Raw genomic sequence first — 16,935 nt, 5'->3', positions numbered from 1 at the left:
ACGACGACGGCACATCGCATGAATCGTCCATTGCCCCGACCCGCACAGGGGATACGAAGCGACTACGCTCCGTCGTCACGGCGCTCGACCAGCCGGGTCAGCTCCGTGCGCGAGGTGACGTCCAGCTTGGTGAAGGCCCGGCGCAGGTGCGAGGCCACCGTGTGCGGGGAGAGGGAGAGCTCCTCGGCCGCCTGCTGGTTGGTCAGGCCGCGGGCGACGAGCCGTACCACCCGCACCTCCGCGGCCGTCAACTCGGGCCAGGCGCCGTCGAGTCCGGCCGGCGAGGGCCGCTTGCGGACGCCGGCGGCCCGCAGCCGCCGGCGCACCCGTGCGACGTCCCGTTCGGCGCCCGCGCGGGCGTAGAGCGCGAGGGCCGTCTCGTAGGACGGCACCGCGTCGGACCGCCGGGTGGCCGCCAGCTTGCGTCCGGCGTCCTCCAGCGCGGACGCCCGGGCCAGCACCCGGGGGCAGTGCTCGTACAGCCGGACGGCGCGGACGAGCGGGGCGAGGTCGTTGTCGAGGAGGCCCCGGGCGTGCGCGGCGGTGGCGGCGAGGAACGGGAGGTCGGGATTGAGCGCGGCGCGCCGCTCGGCCTGGGCGACCGTCTGCGCGGCCCGTTCGAGCGCGCCCGCCCGCAGCGCGAGACGGACGAGTACGGGGGCGTCGGCGGGGTCGATCAGGCCGGCGTACGCGGGCCGGTCCTCGGCGGGCGACGTCATCACCGCGTCGAGTGCGGCCATGGCGTCGGCGGGCCGGCCTTCGGCGTCGGCCGCGAGTGCCAGCATCCAGGAGCCGAAGTGCCGGACGACGGGTGCGCCGTCGCTCCGCATGCGCCTCGCCTCCGCCGCGTACGCCTGTGCGGTCCGCCGGTCGCCGGTGTGGAGGGCGACGCGCAGCATCACGTACCGGAGGGTGACGTCGGCGAGGTTGCCCGGGCCGGGGTCGTCGGCGGCGGACGCGGCTTCGCAGTCGGCCCGGGCGTCCGCCAGCCGTCCGGCCTCCAGCAGGACGCGGGAGCGGGTCATGAGCCACATGCGGGTGGCGGCCGTGCGGCCCTGCTCGCGGGTGATCCGGATGCCCTCCTCCGCGACGGCGAGCGCTTCCGCGGTGCGTCCGGTGGTGTTCGACAGCAGCGCGTGCCACAGGGCCTCCGGGACCCAGAGCGAGGTGCTGACGCCCAGGGCGTCGGCGAGCGCCGCGGACCGCTCGGCCTGCCGGAACGCCTCGGTCAGGTCCATGCGGTGGAAGCTCACGGCCGAGCGGACCGTCGTCAGGGTGGCCTCGGCGGTGCGGTCCCCGGCGGCCGCCGCGCTCTCCCACGCCTCCGCGGCGACCTGTTCGGCCGCCGCGTGCTCGCCCGACATCGACAGGCCGACGGCGAGCATGGCGAGCAGCCGTCCCCGCAGGGCCTCGGGGATCCCGGGCAGGGCCGCCCCGGCGCGGGCCTGCCGGACCGCCTCGGAGAAGTCGAACGGTACGGCGAGGCGTGCCAGGGCGAGGCGGATGAGCGCCTCGTCCCCGGGTCCGAGGCCGCCGGCCGCCAGGGCGGAGACGCCCAGCTCGCGCGCCTGGGCGGCCCGGCCCGTCTGCCAGAGCAGCGGGATCGTCTCGGCGATGATCCGCGGCCGCTCCGGGGCGTCCGGGCCGGCGAGTTCCAGGGCCCGGAGGCTGCGCTCCACGGCGGGTCCGGGTGCGGTGGCGGCGAGGTCCGCCGCTTCGGTGCGCAGCCGGTCGGTCTCCGCGGCGTCTCCCGCGTGCGCCGTCGCCGCCGACGGGCCGGGCGGTCCTTCGGAGGAGGCCGCGCCGTCCGGCGGCAGCCCGGCCCGACGGCGGAGTGCCTGGCGCAGGGGCGGGGGGACGCCGGCGTCCACCGCCTCGCGGATCAGGTCGTGGCGGAAGGCGAGGCGATCGCCGCTCTCGGCGAGGAGATCGGCGTCGAGGGATTCCTGCACCGCCGTGATGAGCGCGACCGGGGACCGGCCGAGCAGGTCGGCGAGCAGCGCGACGGTGACCGGGCCGCCGGCGACGGCCGCCGTCCGCACCACTTCCCGTGCCTCGTCGGACAGCTGGTCGAGGCGGCGCACGACGGAGGGGAGGACCCGGGGGGCCGGGGGGCCGGCCGACAGCCTGGCCGTGCCGTTCTCGATCGTCACCGCCTCGTTCCGGAGCGAGCCGAGCAGTTCGACGAGCAGCTGTGGCACGCCCTCGGCGCGGCGGGCGACGCGCAGGACGCCGGGGTCGGGGACGGCCCCCAGGACGTCCTGGGTGATCTGCGCGGTCGCCCGGTCCTCCAGCGCTCCCAGCGCCAGCTCACGGGCGCCGGCCTGCCGGATCCGGTCCAGGGTCGTGCGCACTCCCGACGGCACGCTGCCGCCGCGCACGGCGACCAGCCACAGGATGGGGTGCGCCGAGAGCCCGGCCGCGAGGGTGTGGAAGGTGAGGAGGGTCAGGTCGTCGCACCACTGGAGGTCGTCGAGGACGACCAGCAGGGGGCCGTCGCGCACGGTCTCCCGCAGGCGGTCCGCGAGTTCCTGGAGCAGCCAGAACTGCTGTCCGGGCGTGGTGGCGAGGTCCCGGAGCCGGACGGTGCCCGACAGCGGCCCCCGGCCGGCGAGCACGCCGTCGAGGAACGGGCCGAGCGGCCCGAACTTCTCGTCGGGGTCGGCCGCCCCCTCGAAGACCCTGGTGCCGCGCCGCCGCGCCAGCGCCGCGGCCTCCGCGAGGAGTCTGGTCCTGCCGATGCCGGCGGGGCCCTCGACGCGGACGATCCCGCCGGCGCCCCGGTCGAGCGCGTCGAGCCGCTCCTCGATGAACGCCAGCTCGGCGTCCCTGCCGCGGAGGGGTGTGGTCGCGCCGTCGAGCTCCTCGGGTGGAGTCCCTGTCGTCACTCGGTTCACGCTCGTTCCGCCGGCCTGGGCCGCACGGGACGGCCTCGGTGCCCGTGCGGTACGGCGGAACAGTATGGGCCATCCGCACCGCCCCGCCCTCGGCCGGGGCGGGGACGGCTTCTCAGTCGAAGCGCAGGTCGGCCAGTTGCCGTTCGAGGACGGTGACGTCGTCCTCGGGCTCCGTCCCGACCGGGCGCGCCGCCATGAGCGCGGCGAGCTCGCCGCCCGCGCGGCGGACCCGGCCGGGCAGGCCGTCGGTGTACGCGTCGCCGCCCGAGCCCCAGTCCTCGGAGGCCGCGAACACGGCGGTGGGGACGACGACGGCGCGGAGGTGGGCGAAGAGCGGGCGGACGGCGTGCTCCAGGACCAGGGAGTGGCGGGCCGTGCCGCCCGTCGCCGCGGTCAGGACCGGCGTCCCGGTGAGGGCGTCCGGGTCGATCACGTCGAAGAAGGACTTGAAGAGTCCGCTGTAGGAGGCCGCGAACACGGGGGTCACGGTGATCAGGCCGTCGGCCGTCGTCACCGCGTCGATCGCGGTCTTCAGGCGTGCGGGCGGGAATCCGGTCACCAGGTGGTGGGCGATGTCGGCGGCCAGTTCGCGCAGTTCCACGACCTCCGTCGCCACCTCGTGGCCCCGGGCGGCGAGGTCGTCGCGGGTGGATTCGGTCAGCCGGTCCGCGAGCAGGCGGGTGGAGGACGGGGTGCTCAGCCCCGCGGAGACCACGATCAGCTTCATGCGGCGGCCGCCTTCGCGACGGCGCGGAGCGACGCGTGCGTGGGGGCCTCCGGCACGCCGGCCGGACGTCGCTCGGCGAACTCCGTCCGCAGGACGGGCACGACCTCCTCGCCGAGGATGTCGAGCTGTTCGAGCACGGTCTTCAGGGGCAGGCCCGCGTGGTCCATCAGGAACAGCTGGCGCTGGTAGTCGCCGACGGTCTCCCGGAACGACAGGGTCCGCTCGATGACCTGCTGGGGCGAGCCCACGGTCAGCGGGGTCTGCTCGGTGAAGTCCTCCAGCGACGGGCCGTGGCCGTACACCGGCGCGTTGTCGAAGTAGGGACGGAACTCCCGTACGGCGTCCTGGGAGTTCTTCCGCATGAAGACCTGGCCGCCGAGGCCGACGATCGCGTCCTCCGGCCGCCCGTGGCCGTGGTGCGCGAACCGGCGCCGGTAGAGCTGCACCATGCGCCGGGTGTGGTCGGCCGGCCAGAAGATGTTGTTGTGGAAGAAGCCGTCGCCGTAGAAGGCGGCCTGCTCGGCGATCTCGGGGGACCTGATGGAGCCGTGCCAGACGAAGGGCGGGACGCCGTCCAGGGGCCGGGGCGTCGAGGTGAACGCCTGGAGCGGGGTGCGGAACGTGCCCTCCCAGTCCACGACGTCCTCGCGCCACAGCCGGCGCAGCAGCGCGTAGTTCTCCTTGGCGAGGTTGATGCCCTGGCGGATGTCCTGCCCGAACCAGGGGTAGACCGGGCCGGTGTTGCCGCGGCCCATCATCAGGTCGACGCGGCCGTCGGCGAGGTGCTGGAGCGTCGCGTAGTCCTCGGCGATCTTCACCGGGTCGTTGGTGGTGATCAGCGTCGTGGACGTGGACAGGATCAGTCGCTCGGTGCGGGCGGCGATGTGGCCGAGCAGGGTGGTCGGGGACGACGGCACGAACGGGGGGTTGTGGTGCTCGCCGGTCGCGAAGACGTCGAGTCCGACCTCCTCCGCCTTGAGCGCGATGGCGACCATCGCCTTGATGCGCTCGTGTTCGGTCGGGGTGCGGCCGGTGGTGGGGTCGGGTGTCACGTCCCCGACGGTGAAGATGCCGAACTGCATGGCTGTCTGCTCTCCTGAGCTCGTCCGGTTCCCGCGTCGGGGAACCGCGGGGCCGGGGTGACGCCGGGGGTTCCGGCGCCACCCCGGAAGGTCGACGGGAAGGGCGTCACTTCGCGAGGAAGGCGAGGAGGGCGGTGTTGACCTCCTCGGCGTGGGTCCACAGCAGACCGTGCGGGGCGCCCTCGATCTCGACGTAGTCGGCCGACGGGAGCGCCTTGTGGAAGGGGCGCGCGGTGCCCTCGGCGGGCAGGATGCGGTCGGCGGTGCCGTGCAGGATCAGGGCCGGCACGTCGACGGCGGGGATGTCGGCGCGGAAGTCGGTGTACCAGGTCGACGGGGCGGCGGAGGCGGCGAAGGAGCCGCCGCGGGCCGCGGTGTTCCAGCTGTTGCGGACGGCCTCCTCGCTGATCCGGGTGCCCAGGTTCTCGTCGAGGTTGTAGAAGTCCTGGAAGAAGGCCGTGTAGTAGGCGTACCGGTCGGCCTTGACGGCGGCGACGACGCCGTCGAAGAACTCCTTCGGGGCGACGCCGTCCGGGTTGTCGTCGCTCTTGAGCAGGCAGGGCTCCAGGGAGGCCAGGAAGGCGACCTTGGCGACGCGGCCGGAGCCGTACGTCGAGACGTAGCGGGCGACCTCGCCGGTGCCCATGGAGAAGCCGACGAGGACGGCGTCCTTCAGGTCGAGGGTCTCCATCACCGTGTTCAGGTCGGCGGCGAAGGTGTCGTAGTCGTAGCCGGTGGTCGGCTGGGAGGAGCGGCCGAAGCCGCGGCGGTCGTACGTGATGACGCGGTGGCCGGCGTCGAGCAGGGCGGCGCTCTGGCGCTCCCAGGAGTGGCCGTCGAGCGGGAAGCCGTGGATGAGGACGACGGGCTGCCCGGCGCCCTGGTCCTCGAAGTACAGCTCGATGGGGTTGGTGTTCTCCTGGCCCACGGTGATGTACGGCATGGGGGGTCCCTCGTTTCGGGTGGACGGGTCCGCGCGGCGGAGCGGCGCGGTGTGTGTCCGTCACGCTAGGACCGGTCCCCCGCCTCCTGTTGCCGTTCCGCGCACCGCTCCTTGCACGGGGGCGCAGAGGTCGCTCAGTCGCCGGTGGCCGTCCCGGCGTCGTCCTCCGCGAGGACGATCCGGGCCAGGTGGACCCGTGAGCGCACGGCGAGCTTGCGGAAGATCGACGCCAGGTGGGTGTTGACCGTGTGCGGGGAGACGACGAGGGCCTCCGCGGCCGACCGGTTGGTGTGGCCCGCGGCGATCAGCCGGGCCACCTTGCGTTCCGAGGCGGTGAGCGCGTCCCAGCCCTGATCGGTGCGCGACCGGACGCGTCCGGTGCGGCGGCCCGGGCGGCGTGCGGCCCGTTCCAGGTCGGCCCGGACCCGGTCGGCCTCGGCATCGGCCCCGGCCCGGGCGTAGAGGTCGTGCGCCCTGGTCAGGGCGGGGGTCGCGGCGCCGCCCGAGGTCAGCAGCGCCCGTCCGAGGTCGGCGGACGCGGCGGCGAGCGGCAGCGGCCGGGGGCCGCCGAGGAGGAGGTCCACCGCCCGCTCCAGGAGCCGGTGGTCGGCGGTGACCAGCGCGGACGCGTGGGCGGCCGTCCCCTGGGCGGTCGGCACGGTGGGGTTGCGGGCGGCGTGGGCGGCGGTCTGGGCCGCGAGGTCCTCGGCCAGTTTCCGGTCGCCGCCGCGCAGGGCGATGTGGACGGCCTGCACGACGTGGGGGCGCAGGAGCCGCCACCGGAGGAAGGGGTGGTCGCGCTGCGCCGACCGGACGAGTTCGGCCGCTGCCGCGTGGTCGCCCTCGGCGTCGGCGACGACGGCCTCGAAGTAGCGGTGCGTGGCGTGGTTGCCCGTGTTCGGCCGGTCGGCCACGGTCGCCCGGACGACGTCGAGGTGTTCCCGGGCGGCCTCGCGGTCGCCGCGCAGCATCGCGAGGAGCCCTCGGTTGACGCGGATGTTGACCAGGTTGCCGGGCACGTGGAGGTCCGCTTCGAGACGCTCGGCGGTGACGAAGTCGGCGTCCGCGTCGTCGAGCCGCCCGAGCCCCAGGTTCAGGGTTCCCTGGGCCCAGATCAGCATGGCGGGGCGCAGGGGCGCGTCGCCCGCCGAGCGGAGCAGGCGCCGTACGGCGTCGAAGTCGTCCAGGTGGATCAGGGCGACGGCCTCCTCCGGGAGGAAGGCCGCGTCGAACACGCTCAGCGCCGTGTGGTGGCGGACGGCCGCGGCGCAGTCGCCGCTGTTGAGGGCCGTCTCGCCGAGCCCCCACAGGGCGAGGACGCGCGCCTCCCGGTCACCGGCCCGCTCCGCCTCGGCGAGCGCCCGCTCCCCGGTCGCGCGGGCGGCCCCGAGGTCGCTGCCGCGGGACTTGGCCAGGGCCAGCCGGGCGGTCAGCCGGGCGCGGACCGCCGGGTCGGTGACGGCCGCCAGCGCCGTCGTGGTGCGGCGGGACAGCTCGTGGACGTCGTCGAGGTGCCAGAGAGCGTCGCCGAGCACGCACTGCAGGCGGGCGAAGACGTCCATGGGCGGCTGCCGGGCGAGCAGCGCGTCGCCGATGTCCCGGGCCCGCGTGTACCGGCCCGCGCGGGTCAGCGCGACGACGGCCCGCTCCCCCACGTCGTACGCCATGGGCGCGCGGGGCGGTACGAGTTCCAGGGCGCGCACGGCGAGGTCGGCGGCGAGGTCGGGCATCACGGCGATCACGTCGTCGGCGGCGGTGCGGAGCAGTCCGATCGCCTCCGTGTCGCCGGGTTCGGCGCTCTTCAGCAGATGGGGGACGGCGTCGCCGGAGCTCCGGCCCGCCGCGACGAGCCGGCTGGCCGCCTCCCGGTGCAGGGCCCGGCGCACGGAGGGGGCGAGGTCGGCGTAGACCGCCTGGCGGAGCAGGTCGTGGCGGAACAGGAGGCGTTCGCCGTCGTCGTGGAGGAGGGCGGCGGCGATCGCCTCGTCCACCTCGGCGCTCAGCGCGGAGGCGGGCCGGCCGCACAGGGCGGCGGCGTCGGAGAGCGCGAACGCGCGGCCGAGGACCGAGCCGATCCGCAGGAAGTGCAGGGTGTCCGGCCGGAGGCCTGCCAGTCGGCCGCGGACGCCGAGGACGAGCCGCTCGGGCGGTTCCGGCCGGTCCGCGCCCGTCGCCGCGATGCCCGAGAGCATCTCGGCCGCGAGGAAGGGGTTGCCGCCCGCCCCGTCGAGGAGTTCCTCGACCCGGGCCGGCATGTCCCCGCCGAGGACGTCGCGGGCCAGTTCGGCCAGGGCCGTGCCGGACAGCGGCCGCAGCGGGAGGGTCGTCGTCAGCGGCCCCTGCCCGTACAGCTCCGGGTTCTCCCTGCTGGTGAGCAGCCAGAGGACGGGGGTGCTGAGCAGCCGGGCCGGCATGACGCTCAGGGCGAACCGGCTCAGCGGATCGGCCCATTGGACGTCGTCGACCGCGATCAGCACGGGCCTGCCCGCCGCGCGTTCCTCGATCAGCTGGGCCAGTCGTTCGACGAGCCAGATGCGCTGGTCGTGGTGGCCGGCGAGGTCCGCGAAGTCGGCGCCGGAGAGCAGCGGCGGGTCGCCGTGCAGGAGGCCCGAGGCCAGGGAGGCGAGCGGTGCGAGTTCGTGCAGTTCCTCGGCGCGTCCGTGGCTGACGACGAAGCCGTGGGCCCGTGCGAGCGAGACGGTCTCGCGCAGCAGCGCGGTCTTCCCGATCCCGGGCTCGCCGAGCAGCAGCGCGACCGCGCCGCCCTCGCCGTCGCGCACCGCCGCGACCAGGGCGCGCAGTTGCTCCAGCTCGGCTTCGCGGCCCCGCAGGCCGGGCCGGCTCAGTCCCGTCGTCGCGCGCTGCTCGTCGGGCCGGTCGGGGCTCGTCCGGCTCATCCCTTCACCGATCCTTCGAGCAGTCCCCGGGCGAAGTGCCTGCGGAGCGAGAGGAAGACGAGCAGCGGGACGAGCGCGGCGACGAAGGCTCCGGCGGTGAGCCGGTGCCACTCGTTGCCGTAGGTCCCGGCCAGGCTCGCCAGCCTGACCGTCATCGGCGCGGTCTCGGCCGTGCCGCCGGACAGCGTCAGTGCCACGAGGAGGTCGTTCCACACCCAGACGAACTGGATGACGGCGAAGCCGACGAGGGCCGGGCGGGACTGCGGCAGCACGATCCGGAGCAGCAGCGTGCCGTGCGACGCGCCGTCGACGCGGGCGGCCTCGATCATGTCCCGGGGCAGCCCCGCCAGGAAGTTGTGCAGGAGGAACACCGCGAACGGCAGCGCGAAGGCGGTGTGGGCGAACCAGACCTGGCCGAACCGCGCGGCTCCGGTGGCGTGCCACGCGGGCAGGAACAGCCATCCCTGCGTGAAGAGCTTGAGGAGCGGGACGAGCGCCATCTGGAGCGGCACGACCTGGAGCGCGAGGACGCCGACGACGAGCGCGTCGCGGCCCCTGAAGTCGATCCAGGCCAGGGCGTACGCCGCGAGGAAGGCCAGGACGAGCGGGAACAGCACCGAGGGGACGGTGATGACGAGGGAGTTGACGAAGTACTCCGCGAGCCGCCCCGACTCGTTCCCGCCGCTGGACAGCACCTCGCCGTAGTTGTCGAGCGTGAGGTGCGGCGCGCCGAACACGGTCCACCAGCCCGTCGACTTGATCTCCTCCTCGGGGCGGAACGAGGAGAGCAGGAGGCCGAGGGTCGGTGTCGTCCACAGGACCGCGATCACCACGGCGATCGTCGTGAAGGCGCGGGAGGACAGCCGCTCCCGGACGCCGTTCACCGCGTCCTCCGCCGGGCCCGGACCTGGTGGGCGACGAAGGGGGTGACGAGGAGGAAGAGGAGCACGGCGAGCGCCGCGCCGCGGCCGGTCTCGCCGTAGCGGAAGGTCTGGTCGTACATCTCGTGGGCGAGGACGCCCGTGTCGAACTGTCCGCCGGTCATGGTCCTGACGATGTCGAAGACCTTCAGGGTGCCGATCGCCTGGGCGAGGAGCACGACGAGCAGCGTGGGCCTGATCGACGGCACGGTGATCCGCCGGAAGACCTGCCCGGGGGACGCGCCGTCGAGGCGGGCGGCCTCGGTCAGCTCGGCGGGTACGGCCCTGATCGCGCCGGCCAGCAGGACGGCGGCGAAGCCCGCCTGGGTCCACACCATCGCCACGATGAGGAACAGGACGTTCCAGGGGGAGTCCACGAGCCATTGCCTCGGTTCGCCGCCGAACGCGACGACGAGCTGGTTCAGCAGTCCGATCTGCCCGGCCTCCGCGGGGCGGTAGGCGTAGACGAACTTCCAGACGACGCCCGCGCCGACGAAGGAGATCGCCATCGGCGTCAGGACCAGGGACAGGGCGAACGTCCTGAACCGCGACCGCGCCACGGCCGCCGCGTAGACCAGACCGACCGCGGTGGACGTCAGCGGCACGACGACCACCCAGATCAGGGTGTTGCGGAGCGCCACCAGCGCCTGGTGGTCGGTGGCCATCCACACGTAGTTGTCGAGGCCGACCCAGGCGCCTCCCCCGCTGTCGGTGAACGACAGCGCCAGCGTGCGCAGAGCGGGCAGGAGCAGACCCGTCGTGAGCAGCAGGAGCGCGGGGGCCAGCAGGATCAGGGCCGCGGCCCTCCTCCGTACCGGCCCCCGGTGCAGTGCCAGGAGGATCAGGGCGACGACCGCCGCGAAGGCGGCGACGCCCTGGAGCAGGTAGAGCAGCTTGGGCTGCTGGGCGACGGCGTCGAACGACATCAGTTGCTCGGCCAGGACCGTTCGATGGAGGCGGCGACCTGCCGGGTGCTCGCGCCGCCGATCCAGTCGACCGCTCCCTTCCAGAACGTGCCGGCGCCGACCGACGCCGGCATCAGGTCCGAACCGTCGAACCTGAACTGTGTCCTGGGGTCCTGGAGCAGCTGGATGGAGAGCCTGTCGACCGGGGTCGCGGAGTTGGCCGGATCCACGCCCTTGTTCGCGGAGACGAACGGGCCCTTCTTCATGCGCGCGTTCGCGAAGTCGGCGGAGGCCAGGTACTCCTGGAACGCCCGCACCTCGGGGCGGTCGGCGAACGCCGCGGTGAACACCCCGCCGCCCAGCACGGGGCGGCTCGCCGGGTCGGCGCCCGGCAGGAGGAAGACGGAGACGTCCTTGTCCGGTCCGATCTCGGTGCCCTCCGGCCACATGTCGGCGTAGAAAGACGCCTGGCGGTGCATCGCGCAGTCGCCGGAGAGGATCGGGGTGCCGGCCTCCTGGAAGGAGATCGACGCCATCGACCGGGCCGGGCCGAAACCGCCGTTGGCGTACCGGTCGTTCTTGAGGAGGGACCCCACGGTGTCCATGGCCTTGATCACCCGGGGGTCGTCGAACGGGATCTCGTGGGCGACCCATCGGTCGTAGACGTCCGTGCCCTGCTGGCGCAGGAGGACGTCCTCGATCCAGTCCGTCACGGGCCAGCCGGTCGCCTCGGCGGACTCGACGCCCGCGCACCACGGCTTGACGCCCGACGCCGCGACCTTCTCGGTGACGGCCATCAGTTCGGTCCAGGTGCGGGGGACGCTCAGTCCCCTCTCCCGGAAGAACGTCGGGGAGTACCAGACGAACGACTTCACGTTCGCGACCAGCGGAGTGCCGTAGAGGGTTCCGTCCACGGTCGCGTAGCCGTTCCAGTCCGCCGACCAGCCCTGCTTCGCCAGGGCTTCGACGCCGGCGCTCACGGGCTTCAGCCGCCCCGCCCGCGCGAAGCGTTCCATGAGGCCGGGCTGGGGGAAGAACGCCACGTCGGGGGCGTTTCCGCCGTCGACCCGGAGCTGGATCCGGGCCTCGAACTCCCCGTCCCCCTCGTACTGGACGTCGATGCCCGTGCAGTCGGCGAAGTCCGCCCAGGTCTCTTCGAACAGGTCGGCTTCCCGGTCCCGGTTCTCCGCGTACACGGTGACCTCGGTGCCGGGGTGCTCGCCGTAGCGGGCGTACGGGGCGCAGTCCGCGGTGGCGCGCGACCGCGGACCGCCGTCCTGGGCGGTGCCGCAGGCGGTGGCGATGGCGGCGAGGGTGATGACGGCGAGCGCGAGCCTCGCGCCGGACCTCATGGGTGTGCTTCCTCCGATCGCCCGCCGCGCGTTCTCGGCGGACGTTTCGGAAAGCTACCGGGTTCGAACGACATAGACCAATCGTTCGATGCTCAAGCGCAGGGTCAGTGCCCGGTGGACCGGGCCGCCTCCAGGATCAGCTCCGCCACGGCCTTGGGCCGGGCGAGCATGACCAGGTGGGAGGAGTCGACCTCGACGGTGGTCATGCCGGCCCGCCGGTAGCCGTGCCGCTCCACGTCGGGGTTGATCGTGCGGTCGGCGGAGGCGACCAGGCCCCACGAGGGCTTGGTCCGCCACGCGGCGACCGGTGCCGCCTCCGAGAACGCCTGGGCGGCCAGGGGACGCTGGGAGACAGCGAGCACCGCGGCGAGGTCAGGGTCGACGTCCGCCGCGAACAGGTCGGGGAACCGGTCGACCGCCACCGAGACGTCGGTGCCGGTCTCGTCGGAGCCCGCCACGGGGAACGGCGTGTAGACGAGCGCGTCGGCGAGGCCGGAGTCGGGGAAGCCGCCCTGCAGCTCGCCCAGGCTCTCCCCCTCCACCAGCGCGTACCCCGCGAGGTACACCAGGGCGCGGACGTTGTCCTCCGCACCGGCGAGCGTGATGACGGCGCCGCCGTAGGAGTGCCCCACCAGGATCACGGGGCCTTCGACGGCACGGACCACCGAGGCGATGTACGCGGCGTCGTCGACGAGGCCGCGGTTGGGCACCGCCGGAGCCACCACGGGCAGGCCGGCGGCGGTGAGTTCGGGGATGACGCGGGCGAAGCTGGAGGCATCGGCGAACGCGCCGTGGACGAGGACGACGGTGGGGCGGGCGTGTCGGGACACGGGGGAACTCCTCGGCAGGCGGCTGGGGAAGGTGGTGGTGGGGTGGTTCACAGACCGAAGCGGGCGCGGCGCGCCTCGGGCACCAGGTCGGCGTACTCGGGGTGCTTGCCGATCCAGCCGCGGATGAAGGGGCAGTACGGCAGGACGCGCAGCCCACGGGCCCGGGCGTCGTCGAGGGCGCCGCGGGCGAGCAGCCCGCCGAGACCCCGGCCGCCGAAGCGGGGATCGATCTCGGTGTGGATGAAGGCGATCTCGCCCTCCGAGAGGTGGTACTCGGCGAAGCCGGCGGTCTCGGCGGTGCCGTCGCCGTGGACATCGGCCTCGGCGACGGCGAGGATCTCGTAGCGGGACTTCTCGGGCTGGTCGATGACCTGGGGTTCCATGGGCGCTCCTGTCGGGTCGCGGTGGTGCGCGGCCGGTGGCCGGGGTCAGAGGGTGCGGCGCACGCCCGCCTGGCGCTCCAGGTTGCGGAGCTGGACGGCGAGGTCGCCCTCCACGGCGAGGTGGGCGGGGCCGCTGCGGCCGATGGGCAGGACCTGCTCGCTGCGCATGTCCTCGAGCATCAGGGCGAACGCCGTGTACATCGCGACCAGCGCCACCACGAGGCCGAGCGCCCCGGACGTGCGCGTCAGCCACTCGGCGCCGGTGACACCGGCGAGGCCGGTGGCCGCCCAGCGGGGCAGGGAGACCGCGAGGACGAGCCACAGCGCCCGTTTGGGCCCGGTCACGGCGGTCATCAGCGCGCCGAAGCACAGCAGCGCCAGGTTGAAGACGCCGAGGACCTTCAGGCCGTCGGCCGCGTCGCTGAGCATGATGAGCGAGTAGGGCAGCCAACTGCCGGCGAACACCGCCATCAGCGTGGCCGCGATCACGTCACGGGCACCGAAGGCCAGGAAGCTGACCAGGAGTTGGAGGACGAAGGCGGGCAGCACGGTGAAGGCCACGGCGGTGCGGGCCTCCTCGCCGAGGATCCCGAGCTGGAGGCAGCCCGTCATCACGGACCCGATGGCGATGGTGAAGAAGCCGAGCGGCATGGGCGAGGCGATGGGGCGCAGGTTGATCCGCGTCATCGACCGCAGGTCCGGCTCGAATCGGCGTTCCGGGGGAGCGTCCGGCGGGGTGTCGGTCATCGGAGGGCTCTCTTTCAGTGGTCGAAGCAGGGGTCGACGAACGACGGCCGGGTGTCGGGGACGGCGCCGCGCGCGACACGCCACCGCCGGTGCCGCTCGGACTCGGCGACGGCCTCGGCCACCAGCGAGGCCTGCCGGGCGCCGCTCTGGTAGCCGCCGAAGTGGGCCACGGGGCTCCATCCGGGGCTGACCGGCGGGACGGCCTCGTCGAGTTCCTCGTACTCCGCGGTCGCGTAGACGATCCGGCCTCCGACGACGGTGAGGACGGACTCGATGTCGGGGATGACGTCCTCGGGCACGGTGAGGAAGTCGTCGGAGAGGATCGCCAGGTCGCCGTAGCAGCCCTCCCGCAGCGTTCCCTTGACGTCCTGCTCGCCGGTGAGCCGCGCTCCGCCCCGGGTGTAGAGGCCGAGGGCGGTCTCCCGGTCGATCAGGTTCCCGGCCGGATAGAGGGGGGTGCCGCCGACGGTGCGCCCGGTGACCAGCCAGTGGAGGGCGACCCACGGGTTGTACGAGGAGACGCGGGTCGCGTCGGTGCCGGCGGCGACGGTCAGGCCGCGGTCGAGCATGGCCCGGACCGGCGGGGTGTGGGCGGCGGCCTCGGCGCCGTAGCGGTCGAGGAAGGCGGCACCCTGGAAGGACATCCGGTTCTGGACCGAGACGGCGCCGCCCAGGGCGGCGATCCTGTCGAGGCTGCCGGCCGTGACGGTCTCCGCGTGGTCGAAGAGCCAGCGGTTGCCGCCGGGGAAGAGTCCCTCCGCGGCGAGCTTCTCGAAGACGGCCAGGTCGCGCCGGATCGTCTCGTCGTAGGTCGCGTGGAGCCTGAATCCCCAGCCGTTCTCCAGCAGGAGCCGGACGGCCTGCTCGAACTCGTTCTCGTAGGGGCCGAGTTCGGGCCGGGGTTCGGAGAAGTTCTCGAAGTCGGCGGCGGCCCAGGTCAGGTTCTCTCCGGCGCCGTTGAGCCGGAGCCACTCGTCGCCGTCCCCGGGCTTGACCATCTCGGTCCAGCGCTTGAGGTCGGCCAGTTCCTGCCCGGCCGTCTGCGGGAAGAGGTGGTACGCGATCCGGAGGGTCAGCTCCCCCGACCTGGCGAGGTCGACGACGGTCGCGTAGTTGTCCGGGAAGTTCTGGAAGCCGCCGGCGGCGTCGACCGCCGAGGTCAGTCCGAAGCGGTTCAGCTCGCGCAGGAAGTGCCGCGTCGACGTCCGCTTGTCGGCCTCGTCGAGGGCGGGCGCCTTGGCCAGGGTCGAGTAGAGCACCAGAGCGCTCGGCGAGGCGAGCAGGACGCCGTTGGGTTCGCCGTCCCGGCCGCGGACGATCTGGCCGCCGCGCGGGTCGGGGGTCTCCCGGGTGAAGCCGGCGGCCCGCACCGCGGCCCGGTTCATCAGCGCCGACTGGTACAGGTGCAGGACGAACACCGGGGTGTCGGGGGCGGCCGCGTTCAGCTCGGCGACGGTCGGCATCCTGCGCTCGGCGAACTGTTCGGCGGTCCAGCCGCCGACGACCCGGATCCACTGCCCCTTGGGCGTGCGGCCGGCCTGCTCGCGCAGCATCTCCAGGGCGCGGCGCAGACTGCGCACCCCGTCCCAGCGCAGCTCCAGGACGTAGTTCAGGCCGCCCCGGATGACGTGCAGGTGCGAGTCGTTCAGGCCGGGGACCACCCGGCGGCCGAGGGCGTCGACGACCTTGGTGCCCGGCCCGACGAGGTGGGCGAGGTCGTGGTCGTCGCCGAGGGCCGCGACCCGGCCGTCGCGGATCGCGACGGCGCGGGCCGCGGGACGCCCGGGGTCGCCCGTGAACACCTTGGCGTTGCGGACGAGGAGATCGGCGTGCTCGTGCTCCCGCCGCGGGGCGGGGACGAGGCCCGCCACCGGCATGCTCGTCGAAGGCCCGGTCGTGGTCATGCGAGGGCCTTCCGGAGGGTGTCGGTGGCGAGGCCGATGGCGAGGTCCGCGGCCCACGTGTCGCGCAGCGCGTTCAGCATCACGAAGTCGTGGATGGCGCCCTGGACGCGCAGGGCGGTGACGGGGACGCCGGCGGCGCGGAGCTTGGCGGCGTACGCCTCGCCCTCGTCGCGCAGGACGTCGGCCTCGGCCGTGACGACGAGGGCCGGCGGCAGGCCGGTGAGCTGCTCGGTGGAGGCGCGCAGCGGCGAGGCGGTGATCTGGGCGCGCTCGGCCTCGTCCGTCGTGTACTGGTCCCAGAACCACTTCATGGCGTCGCGGCGCAGGAAGTAGCCCTCGGCGAAGGCGTGGTACGAGGCGGTGTCGAAGGCCGCGTCGGTGACCGGGTAGAAGAGGACCTGCTGGACGATCGTGACGTCACCGCGCTGCTTGGCCATGAGGGTGAGGGCGGCGCTCATGTTGCCGCCGACGGAGTCCCCCGCGACGGCGATCCGGGTGCCGTCGAGGTCCTTGTGGTGGCCCTCGCGGGCGACCCACTGGGCGACGCTGTAGTTCTGCTCGATGGCGACGGGGTAGCGGGCCTCGGGCGAGAGGTCGTACTCGGGGAAGACCACGGCCGCGCCGGTGCCGACGGCCAGTTCGCGGACGAGCCGGTCGTGGGTGTGGGCGTTGCCGAAGACCCAGCCGGCGCCGTGGATGTAGAGGACGACGGGGAGCGGGCCGGTGACGCCGCGCGGGCGGACGATCCGGGCGCGCACGTCGCCGGTGGGGCCGCCGTGGACGGTGATCCACTCCTCGTCGACGGCGAGCAGCGGGACGCCCTCGCCGCTCTGGACGTCGTCCACGGCCTTGCGGCCTTCGGCGACGGGGATCTGGTACAGGTACGGCGGCTGGGCGGTGGCGTCGGCGAACGCCTGGGCGGCGGGTTCGAGGACCGGACGGTCGTTCATGAGGGGTTCTCCTTCGGGAGATCGGGAGGGACGGGACGGGAGGGCGGGACGGGAGGGGCGGGGGCTCAGCGGGTCGCCCGCGCGGCGGCGAGGATCACATGGGTGACCACGGCCGGGCGGGAGACGGCCACGGCGTGCGACGCGTCCACTTCGGTGACGTGCGAGCCGGCGCGCCGGGCCATCCACTGCTGGGCGGCCGGAGGGATGTTCTTGTCGGCGGTGGCGATCAGCGACCAGGACGGGATCGTCTTCCAGGCCGCCCCGCCGGCCTTCTCCTCCAGCGCGGTGGTGGCTACCGGGCGCTGGGACGCGGGCCAGTCGGGCGCGGCGGCGGGGGGGGCGGGGGGGGGGCAACGCCCGGGGTCAATTGCCGGGTGGGTGAGAAGGTGTGTGTGGGG

Annotated in this window: 14 protein-coding genes; all 14 read right to left on the bottom strand. The window is 73.9% G+C overall.

Features of this window, described 5'->3' with window-relative positions:
* Nucleotides 1-62: 62 nt before the first annotated feature.
* Nucleotides 63-2,888, bottom strand: coding sequence for an ATP-binding protein (locus tag ACFW1I_RS04895; RefSeq protein ID WP_384666104.1), 2,826 nt, complete (start codon nt 2,886-2,888; stop codon nt 63-65).
* A gap of 121 nt (nt 2,889-3,009) precedes the next feature.
* On the bottom strand, nt 3,010-3,624 hold the full coding sequence (locus ACFW1I_RS04890) for an FMN reductase (RefSeq protein ID WP_384666102.1): 615 nt from the start codon (nt 3,622-3,624) through the stop codon (nt 3,010-3,012).
* Entirely contained in the window at nt 3,621-4,706 is a 1,086-nt protein-coding gene (locus ACFW1I_RS04885) for an LLM class flavin-dependent oxidoreductase (RefSeq protein WP_384666099.1), read from the bottom strand. The genes ACFW1I_RS04890 and ACFW1I_RS04885 overlap by 4 nt, the downstream gene beginning before the upstream one ends.
* Nucleotides 4,707-4,812: 106 nt before the next feature.
* Entirely contained in the window at nt 4,813-5,649 is an 837-nt protein-coding gene (locus tag ACFW1I_RS04880) for an alpha/beta fold hydrolase (RefSeq protein WP_384666098.1), read from the bottom strand.
* A gap of 134 nt (nt 5,650-5,783) precedes the next feature.
* Nucleotides 5,784-8,546: an ATP-binding protein gene (locus ACFW1I_RS04875; RefSeq protein ID WP_384666096.1), complete on the bottom strand. Its 2,763-nt coding sequence runs from the start codon at nt 8,544-8,546 to the stop codon at nt 5,784-5,786.
* Complete coding sequence (locus ACFW1I_RS04870; RefSeq protein ID WP_384666094.1) at nt 8,543-9,430, bottom strand: carbohydrate ABC transporter permease; 888 nt, start codon at nt 9,428-9,430, stop codon at nt 8,543-8,545. Before ACFW1I_RS04870 ends, ACFW1I_RS04875 begins: the two co-directional genes overlap by 4 nt.
* Entirely contained in the window at nt 9,427-10,392 is a 966-nt protein-coding gene (locus tag ACFW1I_RS04865; RefSeq protein WP_384666092.1) for a carbohydrate ABC transporter permease, read from the bottom strand. The genes ACFW1I_RS04870 and ACFW1I_RS04865 overlap by 4 nt, the downstream gene beginning before the upstream one ends.
* Nucleotides 10,392-11,723, bottom strand: coding sequence for an ABC transporter substrate-binding protein (locus ACFW1I_RS04860; protein ID WP_384666090.1), 1,332 nt, complete (start codon nt 11,721-11,723; stop codon nt 10,392-10,394). The genes ACFW1I_RS04865 and ACFW1I_RS04860 overlap by 1 nt, the downstream gene beginning before the upstream one ends.
* A gap of 104 nt (nt 11,724-11,827) precedes the next feature.
* Nucleotides 11,828-12,553, bottom strand: a complete 726-nt coding sequence (locus ACFW1I_RS04855) for an alpha/beta fold hydrolase (protein WP_384666088.1) — start codon at nt 12,551-12,553, stop codon at nt 11,828-11,830.
* A 47-nt stretch (nt 12,554-12,600) separates the two neighbouring features.
* Nucleotides 12,601-12,936 (bottom strand): GNAT family N-acetyltransferase, encoded by a 336-nt coding sequence (locus ACFW1I_RS04850; protein ID WP_384666087.1) that lies wholly within the window; start codon nt 12,934-12,936, stop codon nt 12,601-12,603.
* Between the two features lie 45 nt (nt 12,937-12,981).
* Complete coding sequence (locus ACFW1I_RS04845; protein WP_384666085.1) at nt 12,982-13,683, bottom strand: GPR1/FUN34/YaaH family transporter; 702 nt, start codon at nt 13,681-13,683, stop codon at nt 12,982-12,984.
* A gap of 14 nt (nt 13,684-13,697) precedes the next feature.
* Nucleotides 13,698-15,587 (bottom strand): amidohydrolase, encoded by a 1,890-nt coding sequence (locus ACFW1I_RS04840; protein ID WP_384666083.1) that lies wholly within the window; start codon nt 15,585-15,587, stop codon nt 13,698-13,700.
* Nucleotides 15,584-16,537, bottom strand: a complete 954-nt coding sequence (locus ACFW1I_RS04835; protein ID WP_384666082.1) for an alpha/beta hydrolase — start codon at nt 16,535-16,537, stop codon at nt 15,584-15,586. Before ACFW1I_RS04835 ends, ACFW1I_RS04840 begins: the two co-directional genes overlap by 4 nt.
* Nucleotides 16,538-16,602: 65 nt before the next feature.
* Nucleotides 16,603-16,935: alpha/beta fold hydrolase (locus ACFW1I_RS04830; RefSeq protein WP_384666080.1), on the bottom strand; the 333-nt coding region annotated here is incomplete at its 5' end.

This window comes from Streptomyces sp. NPDC058955 (assembly GCF_042741435.1).
GTDB lineage: Bacteria > Actinomycetota > Actinomycetes > Streptomycetales > Streptomycetaceae > Streptomyces.
Note: the sequence above shows the minus strand (reverse complement) of the source record. Positions and strands in the feature narration are given on the sequence as shown.